The sequence below is a fragment of the Aliinostoc sp. HNIBRCY26 genome, from assembly GCF_050235535.1.
Classification (GTDB): Bacteria; Cyanobacteriota; Cyanobacteriia; order Cyanobacteriales; family Nostocaceae; genus Trichormus.
In genome coordinates this window covers 1,263,402-1,281,720 of record NZ_CP189852.1, presented here as the reverse complement: position 1 = coordinate 1,281,720, position 18,319 = coordinate 1,263,402, and the positions used below count along the sequence as shown (strand labels likewise).

At 41.1% G+C, this 18,319-nt stretch carries 10 protein-coding genes; 7 read left to right on the top strand and 3 right to left on the bottom strand.

The features are described 5' to 3' along the window. Positions 1–11: 11 nt before the first annotated feature. From ACQFX9_RS05380 to ACQFX9_RS05370, 3 genes are all read left to right on the top strand, one after another. On the top strand, positions 12–1,469 hold the full coding sequence (locus ACQFX9_RS05380; protein ID WP_427161043.1) for a protein adenylyltransferase SelO: 1,458 nt from the start codon (positions 12–14) through the stop codon (positions 1,467–1,469). 476 nt (positions 1,470–1,945) lie between these two features. Continuing rightward, entirely contained in the window at positions 1,946–7,408 is a 5,463-nt protein-coding gene (locus tag ACQFX9_RS05375; RefSeq protein ID WP_427161042.1) for a PAS domain S-box protein, read from the top strand. Further along, positions 7,405–8,385: a diguanylate cyclase domain-containing protein gene (locus tag ACQFX9_RS05370; RefSeq protein WP_427161041.1), complete on the top strand. Its 981-nt coding sequence runs from the start codon at positions 7,405–7,407 to the stop codon at positions 8,383–8,385. The genes ACQFX9_RS05375 and ACQFX9_RS05370 overlap by 4 nt, the downstream gene beginning before the upstream one ends. 156 nt (positions 8,386–8,541) lie before the next feature. Here ACQFX9_RS05370 and ACQFX9_RS05365 read toward each other — a convergent pair whose 3' ends face one another. Beyond that, positions 8,542–9,555: a glycerate kinase gene (locus ACQFX9_RS05365; RefSeq protein ID WP_427161040.1), complete on the bottom strand. Its 1,014-nt coding sequence runs from the start codon at positions 9,553–9,555 to the stop codon at positions 8,542–8,544. Next, positions 9,552–9,884: a DUF565 domain-containing protein gene (locus ACQFX9_RS05360; RefSeq protein ID WP_427161039.1), complete on the bottom strand. Its 333-nt coding sequence runs from the start codon at positions 9,882–9,884 to the stop codon at positions 9,552–9,554. The genes ACQFX9_RS05365 and ACQFX9_RS05360 overlap by 4 nt, the downstream gene beginning before the upstream one ends. A 561-nt stretch (positions 9,885–10,445) precedes the next feature. Between ACQFX9_RS05360 and ACQFX9_RS05355 the strand changes: the two genes are divergently transcribed. After that, a complete protein-coding gene (locus tag ACQFX9_RS05355) occupies positions 10,446–11,072 on the top strand; it encodes a hypothetical protein (RefSeq protein ID WP_427161038.1) in 627 nt (208 codons plus the stop codon). A 336-nt stretch (positions 11,073–11,408) separates the two neighbouring features. Continuing rightward, positions 11,409–13,283, top strand: a complete 1,875-nt coding sequence (locus ACQFX9_RS05350; protein WP_427161037.1) for an ArnT family glycosyltransferase — start codon at positions 11,409–11,411, stop codon at positions 13,281–13,283. A gap of 108 nt (positions 13,284–13,391) precedes the next feature. Here the strand turns inward: ACQFX9_RS05350 and ACQFX9_RS05345 are convergent, their stop codons facing one another. After that, on the bottom strand, positions 13,392–16,652 hold the full coding sequence (locus tag ACQFX9_RS05345) for an ATP-binding response regulator (protein WP_427161036.1): 3,261 nt from the start codon (positions 16,650–16,652) through the stop codon (positions 13,392–13,394). Between the two features lie 661 nt (positions 16,653–17,313). Here ACQFX9_RS05345 and ACQFX9_RS05340 point away from each other — a divergent pair. Beyond that, positions 17,314–17,880, top strand: coding sequence for a KaiA family protein (locus ACQFX9_RS05340; protein WP_427161035.1), 567 nt, complete (start codon positions 17,314–17,316; stop codon positions 17,878–17,880). A 54-nt stretch (positions 17,881–17,934) separates the two neighbouring features. Then, positions 17,935–18,261 carry a circadian clock protein KaiB gene (kaiB, locus tag ACQFX9_RS05335; RefSeq protein ID WP_236140785.1) on the top strand — a complete coding sequence of 109 codons (327 nt, stop codon included), beginning with the start codon at positions 17,935–17,937 and terminating at the stop codon, positions 18,259–18,261. Positions 18,262–18,319 lie beyond the last annotated feature (58 nt).

Below are 18,319 nucleotides of genomic sequence, written 5' to 3'. Positions count from 1 at the left end.
CTTGGCTCATAATGACCTTGGCTAAAACTCCCAATACCAAAAACACTCTCAATCCTTTTCTCACCCTGAATTACGAACCGGCTTTAGCATCCTTGGGTGATGATTATTATGATGAAGTAGTCGCAGCAGAATTTCCCCAACATACTTTACGCTGGCGTAACGATGACCTATTACCCGCATTGGGACTCAACCCCCAAGATGTTGAGGATGAAGACTTTCTTACAGCGTTTAGTCTGTTTCAAGGACGTAAACCATTTTTAGCACTGCGTTATCATGGCTATCAATTTGGGGAATATAACCCCCAATTAGGTGACGGACGGGGTTTTTTGTATGGTCAAGTCCGTGGTAGGGATGGTCAACTCTACGATTTTGGGACTAAAGGTTCTGGGAGAACACCTTATTCCCGTGGTGGTGACGGGATGTTGACTCTCAAAGGTGGAGTTAGGGAAGTTCTAGCAGCAGAAGCATTACATCAGCTAGGAGTAAAGACATCACGCTGTCTGAGTATGATTGAAACTGGCTTATCTCTCTGGCGTGGTGACGAACCTTCCCCTACCCGTTCATCGGTGATGGTGAGAATGAGTAGTTCACATATTCGCTTTGGGACTTTTGAGCGTTTGTATTACATACAGCGTCACGATTTGATTCAAAAGTTATTAGATCATGTAATTGAGCATTACTACTCTCACTTAGTGAATGAGCCAGATAAATATGCTTTGTTTTATGGCGAATTAGTCAGGCGTGTTGCAGAACTAGTTGCACAGTGGATGGCGGCTGGTTTTTGTCATGGAGTCCTCAATACTGACAATATGTCCATTACTGGGGAAAGCTTTGATTATGGCCCTTATGCGTTTATTCCTACTTATGACCCTTATTTTACGGCTGCATACTTCGACTATTACAAACGCTATTGTTATAGTCAACAACCAGGAATTTGCCAGTTAAATCTGGAATTACTGCAACAACCATTAAGGTCAGTGGTGAATAAAGCTGATTTAGAAGCTGGACTAGCAAAATTTGGTGATGATTATTTTGCTGCTTATCGGTCTTTGATGCTGAAAAAATTAGGTTTTGAGCAGTTGACTATACCTGAAGCTGATGAACTTTTACGTTTGACAATGCAATTTTTGCAAGATAGTCAAGTCGGATATCATTACTTTTTCGCAGAAATGGCGCGGACTTTTTCTGCTAAATGGAGAGATGAGCCAGGATTGATACTTAATTTATCTGATGTTCTTCCTACAGCAGATAAGTCAGCTATCTTTGATAATTGGTGTTTCATTTATCATCAAATCTTAAATAATTTTCATCCTGATGAAATGGAAAATATTGCCAAAACTTTGAATTATTACAATCCCAAAACCGCATTATTAAGACCTGTGATTGAATCGATTTGGGAACCAATTGTGCAGGAAGATAATTGGCAACCTTTTAATAATCTATTACAAACAATCAAGGAGCGAGGTTAATACAATTTGGTATTTTGAAATACACTACTGGCCAGCCTTTCACAAATCTATTGGCCGCCATGAGCTTTCAAATTATCAGAGAAATCGAACTTAGATTGTAAGGTGCGATCGCCTGCTTTGTGCGATCGCATTTTTTATTCTGTATTTTTTGGAGTTATATCATCAAGTTAATAACTGCATCTATTTTCCAGGGTTATAGCAGAAGATAACACAGATAAAATGAGGGATTGACCCTACATCTAGATGAATTTTTCTATTGATTTATGGCAATTTATAAAATTTTAGACAGAGAAAAATCTAAATCGTTGGAAAGATTAAAAAAGAAATATAAAATTAATGGCTTAAATTAAGAAGTTGTGCATAAATTGTTGTACTGAGACAATTTTGCATAATTGCACTATTGCTCTGGTGAAATTTCCATTCCTGACAAAGAAAGAACTAGCTAGACAATTTTTCAGGTGCTGGGGGGTGAATCAATGTACAGACAGCACAAGCATCACCGATGTCGGTCTGTGAAATTTTGGAGCAACCAGCATTTGCTATCTTTTTTGGTAGGTGTGGTGATCATGTTTCTGGTAATTATTCTCTGGCAGAGATTAATTATTGCAGAACACAACAATGTAGAGAATCTGATTCAACAGCAAGCGATCGCCACCAAAACAGAATTAGTCACCCAGCTGAATTATCGCATACTTGCCTTAGAGCGTATGGGTAAGCACTGGCAACTGCACAATGGGATTTCGCAAACACAGTGGGAAGCAGAGGCCAGAGAATACATTCAAGACTATAGTGGCTACCAAGCAATTGCCAGGCTAGATTCGTCAAAGCAGGTGCGTTGGACTGTACCACTGGAGGAAAAGCCAGCATTATTAGATTTAGATATTGAACCAGAAAAAATTCACCAAAGATACCCAGTTTTGGAAGATGCAATCAGCAATCGTCAAACGACATTAACCAATACTACAAATTCATCAACAGGCAAGAAAATACTTTTAGCCTGTGTACCCTTATATGGCAAAAGTCAATTTCAGGGATTGCTCTTAGGAGTTCTACACATTCAATCTCTGTTTGACTCCGGTTTACACTTACCAGCAGGCTATAAAATCAGGTTATGGCAAGGAAAAGATTTAATTTATAGCCAAGAGAGATTAACAACCACAGCATCACCTTGGCAGCAGCAAGTATATATCGACTTTTATGGAGCTAAGTGGCAACTACAGATTTACCCCACAAAAGAACTATTAGCGCATTTACACTCACCCCTACCTAATTTTGTCTTACTGTCTGGCATATTTGCAGCCGCAGGATTGACATTACTAACTTATTTTGTGCAAATTACCTACATTAGTAATGGCAAAATAGCCGCTATCAATGCAGAATTAGCGCGAAAAATTGGTGAACAAGAGCAAACAGAGATTGCTTTGCGCGCTAGTAAAACCCGGTTACGACAGCTACTAGAAACAGTCAAAGTCATTCCTTGGGAATTAGATTTAAAAACTTGGCGTTTTACCTATGTCGGGCCACAAGCCCAAGCTCTATTAGAATACCCTGTAACCCAGTGGTATGAGGAAAATTTTTGGATTAATCATGTCCATCCCCATGACAGGGAGGAAACCCAGAATAGCATTCTAGCGGCAGTGGCTAGAGGCGAAAACCATGAGATGGAATATCGCATGATCGCCGCCGATGGTAGGGTTGTATGGTTGCGAGACATTGTGAGTGTAGTACAAACCGATGGTCATCCCGTGCTGTTACGGGGATTTATGTTTGATATTACTGACTCAAAACTAGTGGAAGAAACCTTGCGATTGCGGGAGAGAGCATTAGCTGCTACTAGTAATGGTATTGTTATTGTCGATGCTAGATTAGCGGATCATCCCATCATTTATGTTAACTCTGGTTTTGAGCAAATTACCGGTTACAGAGCCACAGATGTCATTGGCAAGAATTGTCGTTTTCTACAAGGTACAGATACCCAGCAAGCAGCACTCCAAGAACTACGACTAGCACTGAAGGAGTGTAAGAGCTGTCAAGTGATTTTGCGTAATTATCGTCAAGATGGCACATTATTTTGGAATGAACTGAGTATTTCGCCAATTTATGACGAAACAGGAAAATTAACCCACTTTCTAGGCATTCAAACAGATATTAGCGATCGCCAACAAGCAGAGATGGCCTTGCGTCGCCAAGCCCTCACCTTTGCCAATATGTACGATGGCGTAATTATCACCGATTTAAAAGGTCAAATTCTCGACTGGAATCCTGCTGCCGAGCGTATATTTGGCTACACTAAAACTGAAATTTGTGAACAATCCATCAGGATTTTACATAAACCTGGAACAGATACAGCCTTGAACACCGCCATTCTAGAAGATATGGCTCAAAATGGTCGGTGGGTAGGTGAAATTAACTTTGTACGGAAAAATGGCAGTGAGGGTATTTGTGAAACTACCATAGTTCCTTTGCAAAATGAACAAGGGGAAAATGTCGCCACGATTAGCGTCAACCGTGATATCACTGAGCGCAGGCAATCAGAGGCTTTACTACTGCAATCAGAAGAACGCTTCCGGGCATTCATGAATCATAGTCCTACCCATGCCTGGATTACAGATTCCCAAGGAAAAATTATCTATCTGAGTGAAAATTACCGTCGGGCGTTGAAATTACCACTCAAAAAATTGATTGGCAAGAACATTTTTGATATTTATGAACCCCACTTTGCTCAAAATTATCTAGATGCCATTCAAACAATAGCCCGTACCAATCAAGTCATTGAAGCCGTAGAATCTGCCCCTTGTCAAGACGGCACAGAACGAGATTTTTTAGTATATAAATTTCCCATCTCTCGCCAAGCCGAGGAATGTTTAGTGGGAGGAATTGCCATTGATATCACTGAACGCAAACGCGCCGAAGAAGCACTGCGCCGCAGTGAAGAACGCTGGCAATTAGTCGTTGAAGGCAATCAAGATGCCATTTGGGATTGGAATATTCTCACTAATGAAACCTTTCGTTCTGCACGCTGGGCAGAGTTAATCGGAGATCCTGACTATCAACCCATCGGTAATAGTGAGGATTGTCGTAACTATATTCACCCTGAAGATTATCAACGGGTGGTGGGTGTCACGCAAGATTATCTCCGACGCAAAATTTCCAAATATGTAATTGAGTATCGCCTACGTTGCAAAAACGGTACTTATAAATGGGTCTTAGTTCATGCTACTGCCCAATGGGATGAGCAAGGTAATCCCATCCGCATGGTTGGTTCCATCAAGGACATTACTGAACGGGTACAAGCTCAAGCAGCACTAGAAAAACAATTAAATCACAAACTGTTACTCGAACAAATCACCCAGAAAATCCGCCAAAGCCTTGATAGTCAGGAGATTTTTGAAACAGCTGCTACTCAAATAGGTCAAGCTTTCGCAGTGGATCGTTGTTTAATTCATGCTTATGTGAGCGATCCCATGCCCAAGATTCCCCTAGTTGCAGAGTACAACCAAGTTTCTCACTCCTACTCTATGCACAAAATAGATGTCCCGATATCAGGGAATCCCCATTGTCTAGAGATGATGTCCCACGATCGCGCGATCGCCTTACCTAATGTCTACCAAGATCCCCGCCTAGTAGATGAAGTTTCTATTTGTCAGGAGATTGGTTTAAAATCCATGCTAGCCATTCGCACCTCCTATCAAGGAGAACCTAATGGTGCCATTGGTTTGCATCAGTGCAGTCACTTCCGCGAATGGACAAATGAAGAAATTGAATTATTACAAGCCGTAGCGGCTCAGTTAGGCATTGCCTTAGCTCAGTCTCACCTCCTAGAACAAGAAACCCGCCAACGTCAAGAACTGACAGTCAAAAACTTCGCGCTAGAGCAGGCAAAACGGGCAGCCGAAGCCGCAAATCGTGCCAAAAGTGAATTTTTAGCAATGATGAGCCATGAAATTCGCACTCCCATGAATGCGATCATCGGCTTGACAGGCATACTGCTCAATACTGAATTGACATTACAACAAAGAGATTTTTTAGAGACTATCTTAACCAGCTCGGAAGCGTTGCTCACCATTATTAATGATATTCTCGATTTCTCTAAAATTGAGTCAGGCAAATTAGAACTAGAAGCTAGGCCTGTTGATGTCAAAACTTGTATAGAGCAAGTAATTGATTTGTTAGCTCCCAAAGCTGCCCAAAAAGAGATTGAACTGGCTTATTGGATTCATCCCCAAGTCCCGGCTCAAATCATCGGGGATTTAACTCGTCTGCGACAAATTATCACCAATTTACTCAACAATGCTATCAAATTCACCGAAAAAGGAGAGGTGATTTTATCTGTCAGCACCACTGCTAAAACTAAGAATAACTGCGAACTACTATTTAGCATCCAAGACACAGGTATTGGCATTCCCCCTGAGAAAATGCAACGCCTATTTCAACCGTTTGTGCAAGCTGATGCCTCCATGACGCGCAAATATGGTGGTACAGGATTAGGTTTAGTCATTAGCCAACGTTTAGGGGAAATGATGGGAGGCCGTCTTTGGGTAGAAAGTCAAGGATGTGTAGGCGGTAATCCTCCTATGAAATGGCAACAAAAAACATCTACATCCACGGCTATTGCCCCCTCTGGATCGACTTTTTACTTTGCCATGACTGCCTCGATCTTGACTGATTCTCCCACAGAGGAATTAATTACTTCCCCAATGATTTTGAGTGGTAAACGCTTATTAATTGTGGATGATAATCCTACAAATCGTTACATTTTGCGTTTACAAACCCAGTCTTGGCAAATGCAAACTTATGTAGTTCCTTCTGGTATGGCCGCTTTAGCTCTCATCGACCGAGGAATTGAAATTGACATAGCAATTTTAGATATGCAAATGCCAGACATGGATGGCTTAACCTTGGCACGAGAAATCCGCAAGCGTTCTACCTATCAATACTTACCTTTAGTCATTCTCACTTCCTGGGGAAAGCCAGATCATCACCATGATTTTGAGAATATGAAATACATTGCCTATTTACATAAACCAATTAAACAGTCACAACTTTATGATGTGTTGACTAGTAATTTAGGTCATCAACCGATTCCAGGCAATGTTGCTCACCCTTACCTGAGTTCCATCACGCAAAACTTAGCTGAACAATTACCACTGCGAATTCTCTTGGCTGAGGATATGGTAATCAATCAGAAAGTCGCTCTCCTCATGCTCAGAAAAATTGGTTATCGGGCTGATGTAGTGGGTAATGGATTGGAGGTGCTAGAAGCACTACAGCATCAGACTTATGATGTAGTGTTGATGGATGTAAATATGCCAGAAATGGATGGTTTAGAAACTAGCTGGAGAATTCGTCAAACCAGGCATGGCGATACTCATCTTTATATTATTGCGATGACTGCGAACGCTATGCAAGGCGATCGCGAAGCCTGTCTGGCTGCTGGTATGGATGACTATATCAGTAAACCAATTCAGATTGATGATTTAGCTAAAGCCCTCAGTAAATGTCAACCCCTCAAATTTTATGATCAAGTTCCTGTGAAAGTTCTTGATCCCCACCCTCACTTTGTCAGGACTGATGTGTCAATTAAAGATGTTATTGACACTAAAATATTGCAAGAACTACGGGCAATGTTATCAGGTCAGTTAGGGTCTTTCACTGAATTAATTAATTGTTACCTGACAGAAGCTCCCAAACTGATCCAAAATATTAATGTAGCGATTGCAACTAAAGATAGTCAAGCTATATGGCATATAGCTCACAAACTTAAATCAAGCAGTGGTTCAGTGGGTGCAGTGTTATTAACACAACTTTGCAAGCAACTAGAAAGTCAAGGACGCAGTAACGATTGGACAGAAATTCCAGAAATTGCTGACAAACTGTGTCAAGAGTATGAACGAGTCAAAATTGCCTTGCAAAGAGAAATTAATCGGGAGAAACCATGAACAATACTGTCCGCCAAGAACAGTCTTTAATTCTCATTGTTGATGACGAGCCATTTATTCGAGCGCAGTTACGGCTGTCTCTACAATATGAAGGCTATCGGACAGTAGAGGCTCAAGATGGAAGAGAAGCTTTAAGTGTATTCCATCAGTTGCAACCTGATATAGTGCTACTAGATGCAATTATGCCGGACATGGACGGCTTTGAGTGCTGTACCCGTTTACAATTACTAGACAGTACCAGACATACACCAGTCTTAATGATTACTGGACTAGAAGATAAAGAGTCTGTAGATCGGGCTTTTGAGGTGGGTGCCGTTGATTATGTGACTAAACCTATTCACTGGCCTGTTTTGCGCCAACGGGTTAAACGCTTAATTCAACAATCTTATCTCCAGCAAAAGTTAGAAGCTGCTAACCGCGAATTACAACGCTTAGTCACAATTGATGAATTGACTCAAATTGCTAATCGTCGCAGGTTTGAAGAATATTGCTTGCAAGAATGGCAATGTATGGCCAGAGAGCAACTTCCTCTTTCCTTGATTCTCTGTGATGTTGATTTTTTCAAAGAATACAATGATACCTACGGTCATCGGGCAGGCGATCACTGTTTGCAAATGGTTGCTAAAGCTATCCAAGACACTGTCAAACGTCCAGCCGATTTAGTGGCTCGTTACGGCGGTGAAGAATTCGCGGTGATTTTACCTAGAACTGAATCGGACGGCGCGCTACATTTAGCTGAGTCAATTTGCCAGTCAGTAAGGAATTTGATGGTACCACATTCCCGTTCACAGGTCAATATTTGTGTCACGATTAGTGCAGGTGTAGCTACAACTATTCCTCAACCCAACTCTGATTTTCAAGAAATTATCGATGAAGCTGATCGAGCATTATATCAAGCCAAAATTGCCGGGCGCGATCGCTGTCAAAAATACGACAAAATCCCCTCTTCTACAGTTGATTTATGGAAAGAATGGTGAGTAAAACCCATTCGCAATTCGCAATTCGCAATTCGCAATTAAGGCAAAAGTAAAAAAGTAAAAGGCAAAAGTAAAATTTTACCTATTCCCCAATCCCCAGCGAAGCACTGAGCTTGTCGAAGTGTCCCCAATCCCCAATCCCCAATCCCCAATCCCCTACTTCCAACTATGATCTTGATTAATCTCAATGACTAAATCAACTAGAGAAGGAGATGTTGTTAAGGGCTTAATGAATAATTCGGGATGAAGCGATCGCCAAAAATAATTGACGAATCCTTCAATCTCGGAATCTGTCATACCAGATTTACCCGATGCAATCATTTGCCGTTCAGCTTGTTTGCGCCATTCTACAGAATAGCGGTAATCTGTGGGGTACAAAACAATGAGACTATCTAGTCTTTCCCATAAGGGTAAATATTCACTTAATCGCTGATTCATTTCACGGGCAAATGCTTGATCTGCATCTGTAAAAATCGGTGCTGGCGCATAATCAAATAATTGTGGATCTATGGGACGCACACCCACAAACCATCCTTCAAATAACAAAATATCAATCCCTGGGAAAATTTCTGGCTGAGTGCGATCGCCTGCACCATTGTAAGCAGATTTATCAAAGCGGGGTATAATTACAGTTGTTTTTGCTTGCCGGACTTGCTCTAAAACATCGATACCCAAGTTTACATCGTGTGTTCCTGGTGGCCCACGCCAAATCAAGCGGGGATCTGCTTGCGTTAAAGCTAGACGATCATCATAAGTTTTATACAAATCATCTAGCGATAAACTCGCACTCCGATATCCCATTTCCTGGAAAATTAAATCCAGAACTTGACACATCGTCGTTTTACCAGTTCCTTGACTTCCTAGAATTCCTTGAATAAAGGGACGTTGTAGTTGTTGCTTTTGCGATGCGATTTTCATCCCTAGAGGTAGCCACCATTCCCACAATACAGGGAGCATAGGTTCCCAAGGTCTATGGAGACGATGTTGGCAAAATTGACTGAATACTGGTAATACGGATTGTAAAAGCTGCGATCGCTCTTCAATAACTTGCTCTACATTATCTGAGTTAATCCCAAAGGCTTTTGCCTTAGCAGTATCATTTAAAGCTGCGGCTTGTAAAGCTTTTTGTCCACTCGCAGTTCCAATTATTTGCACCCAATCATTCATCATGAACCCAGTTTAAAGGCTTCAATAAACAGACTATAGGTAAAACCCACTTTCAGGAGGTTCACCACCTCTACCCACAAAGCGCGCCGAGCAAAAAAACTCTGACTATAGAAAATTCGGCTTGTTACCTCCGTCAAGACAACTAATATTGCTGCGATCACAATATCTAGTTCTGCCTTTTGTCCTGCGGTAGTAGAAACTGCTGTCCCCAAAAAAAAGCCAAACAAAAAGCTAATCAACAGCAGCGACATCCTTCGCCAAGGATTAGCAAACCATTGCCCCAAATTTCTAGCAATATTATCGAATAAGTTATTAAGACGAGTGTTTTGCATTGGTTAGTCAATAGTCAATAGTCAATAGTCATTAGTCATTACTCAGCACTCATTAGTCATTACTCAGCACTCATTACTCATTACTCATTACTCATTACTCATTACTCAGCACTCAGCACTTCTTCCTCTCCCCCCACACCCTCACACACAAATGATAAGCTGTACGATACATTAAAAGATGTAAATAATATTTTCTAGCTATCTCCAGTAGCTTGAACAATGTTACCTTGTGACTCAAGTTACCAAACTACTATCGATTCCCGTGGCTATTTATCCGAGGAAATACACAGGTTATGTATCATCTGTTGTATTTTGCTATGATGATGCTTGATATAAATTCCTGTATCATCACGCTTGTACCAACTTTTGGCGTAATTAACTCAAGTAATCCCTCAAACGGATTATACTTCTACTAAATGATGTTTATGATACAGTGATCAACCGAATTCTACGAGAGTCTGTAGTAGGCAAGTAGAAAAATTTCCTCGAACGCAGCTAATGATAATAGGCTAGTATTTGGTCAAGCCTAGACAAAATCATTATTTCTAAATCAATATCAATATGAATTCTTCCGTGTATCGTAACGCTGCGCTGACAGCTTGCTGCTTGGGATTGCTAGGGCTACTGTTGGGGTGTCTAGACATGAGTGTATCTTTTGATGCAGGCAATATCGATACACCTTCGTCAGTATCTACTGAAGTAATCCCACCAAATCAAGATTTAGCATCTCCTGTAGCTTCTACAGACAGTAGTTCTCAAGCTAACTCTAACCCCAGTGCTTCTGATCAAAAGTTAGAACAAAACACCAAAAAAACTATTTCCGTGTTGACCTCGCGCCAATCAGAAAATAATAATACTCAGCTTTTAGGTGATTTACGTATGAGTAATCAAACAGATCAGCCTGTGCGATTAGCTCTGTTGGCTCGACAGTCAAAAAATAAGGGTTCTGTGAAACAAACAACAGATGTTCCTGCTCATTGGGATTTTGATCCCCAAGAAGGGAGTGCAAAAGGACTAATTCTGTCTCTACCCCAGGGTAATCTCAAGGTTGAAAAAGGAGACATTTTAGTGGCATTTGCTCAGGACGGTTCTCGCCGCTATTGGGGGCCATATGTAGTGGGGGAAACATCCTTGCCTACCTGGGATGCTCAAAAGCGAGAATGGCTATTAGTGCTGACTGGCAATTAGAAAAGTCAAGAAAGTCGAGATGCTCAAGAACAAAATTGAGTCATTCAACGACTAAATGAGTGTTAACTGTTAACTGTTATTGTACGGGCGGGTTTAACAGTGAACAGTGAGCAGTAAACAGTGAACAGTGAATAGTTATCAAGTAACTGATAACTATTTTCCAGGGTAAATATCTACCAAAACCCACCCCTACTGACTGTTGACTATTGACCCTTGCGGGTGACGCTCCTAATGTCGCTACCGCTACGCTAACGATAGTTGCTTTCCGACGCAAGGCGACAGGAACGCACTATCTAACTTATTGACTGTTGACTACTGACCATTGACTATTGACTAATGAAGTTGAAATTGAGCTTAATCCACGCCATTGAGCAGTGGCTGAATAATATAGTAAAACGTCCAGCCCTTGCTGTGACTATGGCTATTCTGTGGTTAGTTGTGATTGGTTGGTTGGGTTATGGTTGGAATTTAGGCAATGTGGGCTTGATTGATGAAACTGAGCCACTATTTGCCGAAGCCTCCCGTCAAATGCTAGTCACAGGAGATTGGATTACTCCCTATTTCAACGGTGAAACTCGGTTTGATAAGCCTGCTTTAATTTACTGGTGTCAGGCGATCGCCTATGCTGTAGTTGGTGTCAATGAATGGGCGGTACGTCTCCCTTCTGCTTTAGCCGCAGTCGGTGTAATGGCTTTGGTTTTTTATACCGTACAGTGGGCTTTGCAGCCACAAAATCAGTCTGATTCCAGTACCTCCATCACCTATCCCTATCTAACCGCAGCCGTTGCAGCAGCCGTTACAGGACTTAATCCCGAAATGATTATCTGGGGTAGAACCGGCGTTTCGGATATGCTGTTAACTGGTTGTATCGCTTCATCTTTGTTGTGCTTCTTTCGGGGATACGCTGACTCAGAAACTGGGAATCGAGGAACAGAAGGAATCAAGCCCCGTTCTCGATTTTCATTGCCTAATCAATGGTATTTGGCTTGTTATGTGTTGATTGCTGGTGGGATTTTGACGAAAGGCCCTGTAGGAATTGTGTTACCAGGGTTGATTATTGGGGCATTTTTGTTGTATGTGGGGCAATTTTGGGCAGTAGTGCGGGAAATGCGCCTGTTTTTCGGGTTGGCGATGATTTTTGTCTTATCTGTCCCGTGGTATGTGCTGGTAATTTGGCGCAATGGTTGGAATTACATTAACTCTTTCTTTGGTTATCACAATCTAGAACGCTTCACGGAAGTAGTTAATGGTCACTCAGCACCTTGGTATTTTTATTTTCTGATTGTGCTGCTATTGTTTGCACCATACTCAGTGTACTTGCCGGTGGCGATGGTGCGACTCAAGTTTTGGCAGCGATCGCATTGGCGCACTCAAGCCCGTTCTCAACAATTGGGTTTATTTGCCTTTATTTGGTTTATTACTATTTTTAGCTTTTTTACTATTGCGGTTACTAAACTACCCAGTTATGTCTTACCTTTAATGCCAGCCGCCGCTATTTTGGTGTCCCTCTTGTGGGGTGATTTTTTCTCAAATCCAGAGTTAAATTCTCACCAGCAAGCTAACGCTTATCCTCTGTGGTTTTTGCTGGTGAGTAGTTGGATTAATGTGGTTTTTTTGTCTGTATTGTCAGTAGCATTATTTCACCTACCTCATTTAATAGGACAAGATCCAGCAGCACCGAATTTTCAGCAAAGTATTCAAAATGCTGGTTTAGCCGCAATGGGTGGCTGGATTTGGCTATTATTTGCAGTGATTTTTGCCGTATTAACATTACGCCGCCATTGGCAATCCATAGTTGGGATGCAGTTGTTAGGATTTGCAGCATTTTTAATTATTGTCTTAATGCCTGCTTTATTCTTAATGGATCAAGAACGTCAATTACCTTTGAGAAATTTATCTGCGGCTGTTGTCCAGTTTCAGCAACCAAAGGAAGAAATTATCATGGTGGGCTTTAAAAAGCCGAGTGTGGTTTTTTATAGCCACAAACCAATGAAATTTATTAAATTAACTAAGGACGCTACAGAATACATCAAAGACATAGCCAATAAATCAAATATACCTCCTTCTATGCTGCTCTTAACTGAAAAAAGAAACTTTTTCAAAATGGATTTACAGCCAGAGACTTACGAGAATTTAGCGATTAAAGGAGCTTACCAATTAACTCGCATTAATTTCAAAAAAATGAAACCGAAGAAGTTAGAGATATCTTAGTCAAATAGATTAGGGGATTGGGAATTTTAGATTTTGGATTTTGGATTTTGGATTTTAGATAGAATAGATGGAAAATCCAAAATCGGGATGAGCAATATTTTAAGATTTTTACTGTCTTACTTTGAGTTTTAAAGATTGATTGATTTGGTTTAGGAGTTCTTCCATTGAGATAGAACGAGGGACGATTTTAGTGGCGATCGCATTTAACATATCTGCTATTGATTGCAGATCGTTTTTATCCTGAGTATTTTTAGTGCGGGAATTAAGTGATGACCGATGTAACCTTTGATCGATAACTACAACTGGTGGTAAATCTAAGGGTAAATCTTGCAAAGTTTTTAAAGCTTTTAATACTTCTGGATGGATAGTGGCAGTGCCTAAGCAAATTAGTAATAAATCTACGCTTTGATGACGTATTTGTTGTAAAACTTCTGCCCAACAACGGGCTATTGTCGCCTTGAATCCGGCTGTTTGCAAATATTGAATGAGGGCTTGAAACCATTCTGTACCTCTCTCGCTATTGCCTGGATTTACAGAGGAATTTTTCTCCTTATAAGCTTTGACTGGTTTGCGTTTAGTTTGTGGTAAATCCTGGAGCATGGTTAAATCTACCACTAAAATGTTTGGGGGATAGCAAACTCCAGAAGCGATTTGCAAGACAGACAATAGGGTGTCTTTTTGACTGTTGCTATCATCTTGATTGAGTGGTGTTAAACAGGGAAATACTGACAAACCGGGAATTTGCGATGCGGTGAGGGTGGTGTTAACATCGCAAGTTACCAAAGGTAAGCTAGCTAATCGGGGATGTTGACTGAGTTGTTGTAAGTAAGTTTGTGCGAGGGAATTATCTACATCCAGTAAAACCACATCAAATTGCCAGACTCTGGCTAGTAGTTCGGCTTGATCTAAATCATCGACTTCAATCACCCGATGTTCTTGTAATGAAGAATGGGGATTGATTGATTGGACATCAGGATCAACTAATCTGAGAATTCTGAGGGTTTTATGGGGTGGATTTTCTTCACTATTGTTAATACTAGGTTGTTGGTTTTTGCTTGGCGCACGGAGTTTTTCTAACACAGGTGTGAGAGACTGGGTTTCTACTGGTAAGCTCAAAAAACCATCAGCTTGATTAGCCAGTGCTTGTTCTTTGTCTGCACCTGTGGCTGTGACAATGACGGACAAATGACGTAAAGCTGGGTCAGATTTGAGTAATGTGAGAACATCCCAACCAGATAGCAAGGGTAAAAGGGGATTTAAAAATATGGCTTGTGGTTGTAGACGACGGGCTTTTTCTACGGCTTCTGTTCCAGAACGGGCAATAACCACTCGATAACCATGATTTTTGAGTTGTTCGGTTAAGTCTTGAATGTATCTGGCGACGGTTTCGACTATTAAAACTAAGCGTTGGGAAGAAATTGCTTGATTTTTCCCGCTTTGGTTGGCAAGCTGGAGATTTCCCAATTTATCGCTGTTATTTACTTCTGTGTTTTTGGTTTCAGATTCAACAAAACCGGTGGTGGGTGGACTAGGTGGTAAAAGTAGAGTAAATTGGCTACCTTTACCTTCTTGAGACAAGAAACTGACATCTCCACCGTGAAGACGCGCTAAAGCCCTGGTTAAGACTAGTCCCAAGCCTGTACCTTCAAACTGACGCGTTAAGGGATTTTCTAGTTGTTGGAATTTCTGGAAAATCAAGTGTTGTTGATGTTCAGGAATGCCGATCCCTGTGTCCCAAACAGTAAAAGCAATCCATCCTTCCCAAAGATTGACTCTTAAGCCGATTTCACCAGAGATTTCCGTAAATTTAAAGGCGTTGGACAAGAGATGTACCAACATTTGACGCAGGCGTAATTCATCGGCGGTAATTGACTCTAACCCTGGTTCAATGGACATTGTAAAGACAGGTTCTGATGACCGAGGGGGAGATTTTTGGGTGGTTGAGGTAGTTTTGCTGGTTTGGCTGTGAATAGCTTTGGCTTCTGCCAGGGCGCGATCGCAAACAGATTGTATATTTACAGGTGATGGGGTTAACTCCATTTGTCCCGTTTCCATACGGGTGAGGTCTAAAATGTCGTTAACTACACTCATTAAATGGCGACCACTTTGATGAATTAAGCCTGCATACCTGGCTTGACGTTCGTTGAGTTCTCCTAATTGCTGATCTACTAATAACCGCGATAGTCCCAAAACGGCGGTCAAGGGGGTTTTGAGTTCATGGCTAATACAAGCTAAAAACTCATCTTTTAAGCGGTTGAGTTGAATCAGGTCAGCATTTTTGGCTGATAGTTCTTTATAAAGTTGCTGTTGTTCGGTGACATCGGTGGCTGAGACTAGCCACAAGTTATCATCCCCTATGATTGCGGCTGATTCAGAGTGGGGAAATTTTAAATCTGGACTATCTAGGGGAATTTTGGTAAATTGCCAAATCCGTTCTTGACCACTCTGCACTTCTACAATACAGGTACAAATACCAAGGCGACTGTCTAAAAAACAACGACCTGCGCCGGAGATGCTATCTGGTGATGTTATTTGTGAGTGCAGGGGTTTGTAACTGGGTAACTCGGTGATGGGTAAGGTTTCATTTTGCTGGAAAATCTTACCGTAGCCATGAGCATAAATTTTGGCGGCTTTGGGGTTGGCGTATTCTGGTTGTCTGATGCGGGTAGCGGCTAATATCGCCTCAACTTGTTGCCTAATGCCTTCGGGATCTTTTAATGTGCCTAATTGCTGCCACCATGCCAGATTTTGCGTTAACACCAGACCTGTGCTAGTTTGCAACATTAAAGGCCAAGGTAGTTGTTCTAATAATTGTACTAGTGATTTGTATCCTTGGGGTTGGCGTTGCGGCGATCGCGATCGCCTAACTCTACTGTTACTGATGATGGTGCTATCTTGATGTGTTGATGCTGGGTGGCCGTGATTGTAATTCATGCCTACTTGGACTTTGGCTAAGGCATTTAAGAGGCGCACACTATTGAGTAGTCCTAAAAATTTCCCATCCGCATCTACTAAGACTAACTCTAATGTGCTGGCTTGGGTGATCTGATAACGCCACCACGAACTCAATTGCTCTACACAATAACTAGCTGGTAATATTTGTATTGGCTCAATGACTATTTGACCCAATTGCGAGATTGGTTGTTGTAAATAATTTGCAATTTGCCCATCTCCAGCATTGAGCATCACCTGCTGCGTTAACCGCGCCGAGTGAAGCACCCCGATGGGACAATAGTGTTGATTGACTATGATTAAGCGATCGCACTGCTTCTGCTCAAACATCTCCAGCGTCTCTGCCAGAGTGCTGGTTTCCCAGCAACTATTGCCAGTTGCTAGAAATTCATAAAGCGGATTCTGTAGCATTGACATACGGCTTGGGGGGTCATTCTTCTTGTGAACGCCTCTGGCTTCACCATCAGCGCAGGGGCAAATAGCGATCGCGCCTGAAGCAGTATTCTTTCAGAAGACTCATATCAGCGATCTTGTCCAGCTTTTTTACTATTGAATTAATGGCATAGGTTCTCTGGAACAACGGCGTTTCATTTCAATAGTCAGCCAACTGCGGCCTGTTACTCCGACCACGTCCAAATCTCTTTGAACAACCATGAATACTTCGCCACTGGCATTTGTTTGTTTGTCATCAATAGCAACAGCTAAAACAATTATGCCTTCAAAGATTCGCTTTAGAACCTTGAGGAATTATAATTATTGAAAATGCGACAATACTTTAAGTTCGTTTAAGTATCTTATCAAGGAGTAAAATAGAAAATCCTTATTTAGACAGATATACATATGCAAATCATAAATTAAGTTATGTTTTTCTTCGGCAACTAAACTGAGATACTAACCAGCTATCCTCACCTTTCTCCCAATTTTCCCACCCGCCAAGTGATTGTGATTGCGAGAAAAGCCGATGATATATACATATCTTGCTCTAAATTCTTGAGTGAAGATGTACGTAATTGCCATCAATGACTAACTGCACCTGTCATCTTGCATAGTGATTAAAGAGAGATATATAAGTATGTAAATGCTACTACCAATCTTGATTCTCCGACCAAATGTTAAAAAAAATTTAGATCACTCATCCCACACAATAGCAAACAACTCTCGATTCAATGCGTGGCTATGTGATTTTAGCGGCTCTCTAATTCTAGGGGTCACAATCACAGATCAGATTTATTACCGACTCAAGTGTTTATATCTCACAATTAATGAAAACCTTACTAGTAAATATCCCTATGCCTTTGCCGACCAACAGCAAAAAGTACAGCAGGTTCGTCAGCACATGAATCCAGAAGTTGAACGACAAGTATTGTTGCAGCAACTCAAATCAGAATATCGAGAAATTCTCATTAATTACTTTACTACAGACAAAGCACTAAAAGAAAGAATCGATAAATTTATCAATGCAGTGTTTTGTGCTAATATTCCTGTGCCACAAATTATAGAAATTCATATGGAACTAATTGATGAATTTTCCAAGCAGCTACAATTAGAAGGGAGGAGTGATGAAACATTACTAGACTACCGCCTTACTCTCATAGAAATCCTAGCGCATCTATGTGAAGTTTATCGGAGTGCTATTTTTAAATAGATATAAATCCTCAGTTCCCCTCATTTATCATGTGAATTTTTAACTTTTCTCTGTATGACAAAAGCCAGAAAAACCTATGTTCTCAAGCTTTATGTGGCAGGGAACACGCCGAATTCAGTCAGGGCCCTCAAAACTCTTAAAAATATTTTAGAGCAGGAATTTCAAGGCATTTACGCCCTGAAAGTCATTGACGTATTAAAAAATCCGCAACTAGCAGAAGAAGATAAAATATTAGCTACACCAACACTATCGAAGATTTTGCCGCCGCCCGTCCGCAAAATCATCGGTGATCTTTCAGACCGAGAAAGGGTATTGATTGGTTTAGATTTGCTGTATGAAGAATTGAATGAAGAAGATTGGGAAGAGCAAGACAATCTTTAAAATTCTAAAAAAACGATTAAAATCAACAACATTTAATAATTAAAAATCTGGGTGTAGT

Coding starts and splice junctions, on each gene's coding strand:
- ACQFX9_RS05350 (WP_427161037.1), top strand. CDS start 11,409: ATGAAGTTGAAATTGAGCTTAATCCACGCCATTGAGCAGTGGCTGAAT.
- ACQFX9_RS05380 (WP_427161043.1), top strand. CDS start 12: ATGACCTTGGCTAAAACTCCCAATACCAAAAACACTCTCAATCCTTTT.
- ACQFX9_RS05375 (WP_427161042.1), top strand. CDS start 1,946: ATGTACAGACAGCACAAGCATCACCGATGTCGGTCTGTGAAATTTTGG.
- ACQFX9_RS05345 (WP_427161036.1), bottom strand. CDS start 16,652: ATGTCAATGCTACAGAATCCGCTTTATGAATTTCTAGCAACTGGCAAT.
- ACQFX9_RS05360 (WP_427161039.1), bottom strand. CDS start 9,884: ATGCAAAACACTCGTCTTAATAACTTATTCGATAATATTGCTAGAAAT.
- ACQFX9_RS05365 (WP_427161040.1), bottom strand. CDS start 9,555: ATGATGAATGATTGGGTGCAAATAATTGGAACTGCGAGTGGACAAAAA.
- kaiB (WP_236140785.1), top strand. CDS start 17,935: ATGACAAAAGCCAGAAAAACCTATGTTCTCAAGCTTTATGTGGCAGGG.
- ACQFX9_RS05340 (WP_427161035.1), top strand. CDS start 17,314: ATGCTACTACCAATCTTGATTCTCCGACCAAATGTTAAAAAAAATTTA.
- ACQFX9_RS05370 (WP_427161041.1), top strand. CDS start 7,405: ATGAACAATACTGTCCGCCAAGAACAGTCTTTAATTCTCATTGTTGAT.
- ACQFX9_RS05355 (WP_427161038.1), top strand. CDS start 10,446: ATGAATTCTTCCGTGTATCGTAACGCTGCGCTGACAGCTTGCTGCTTG.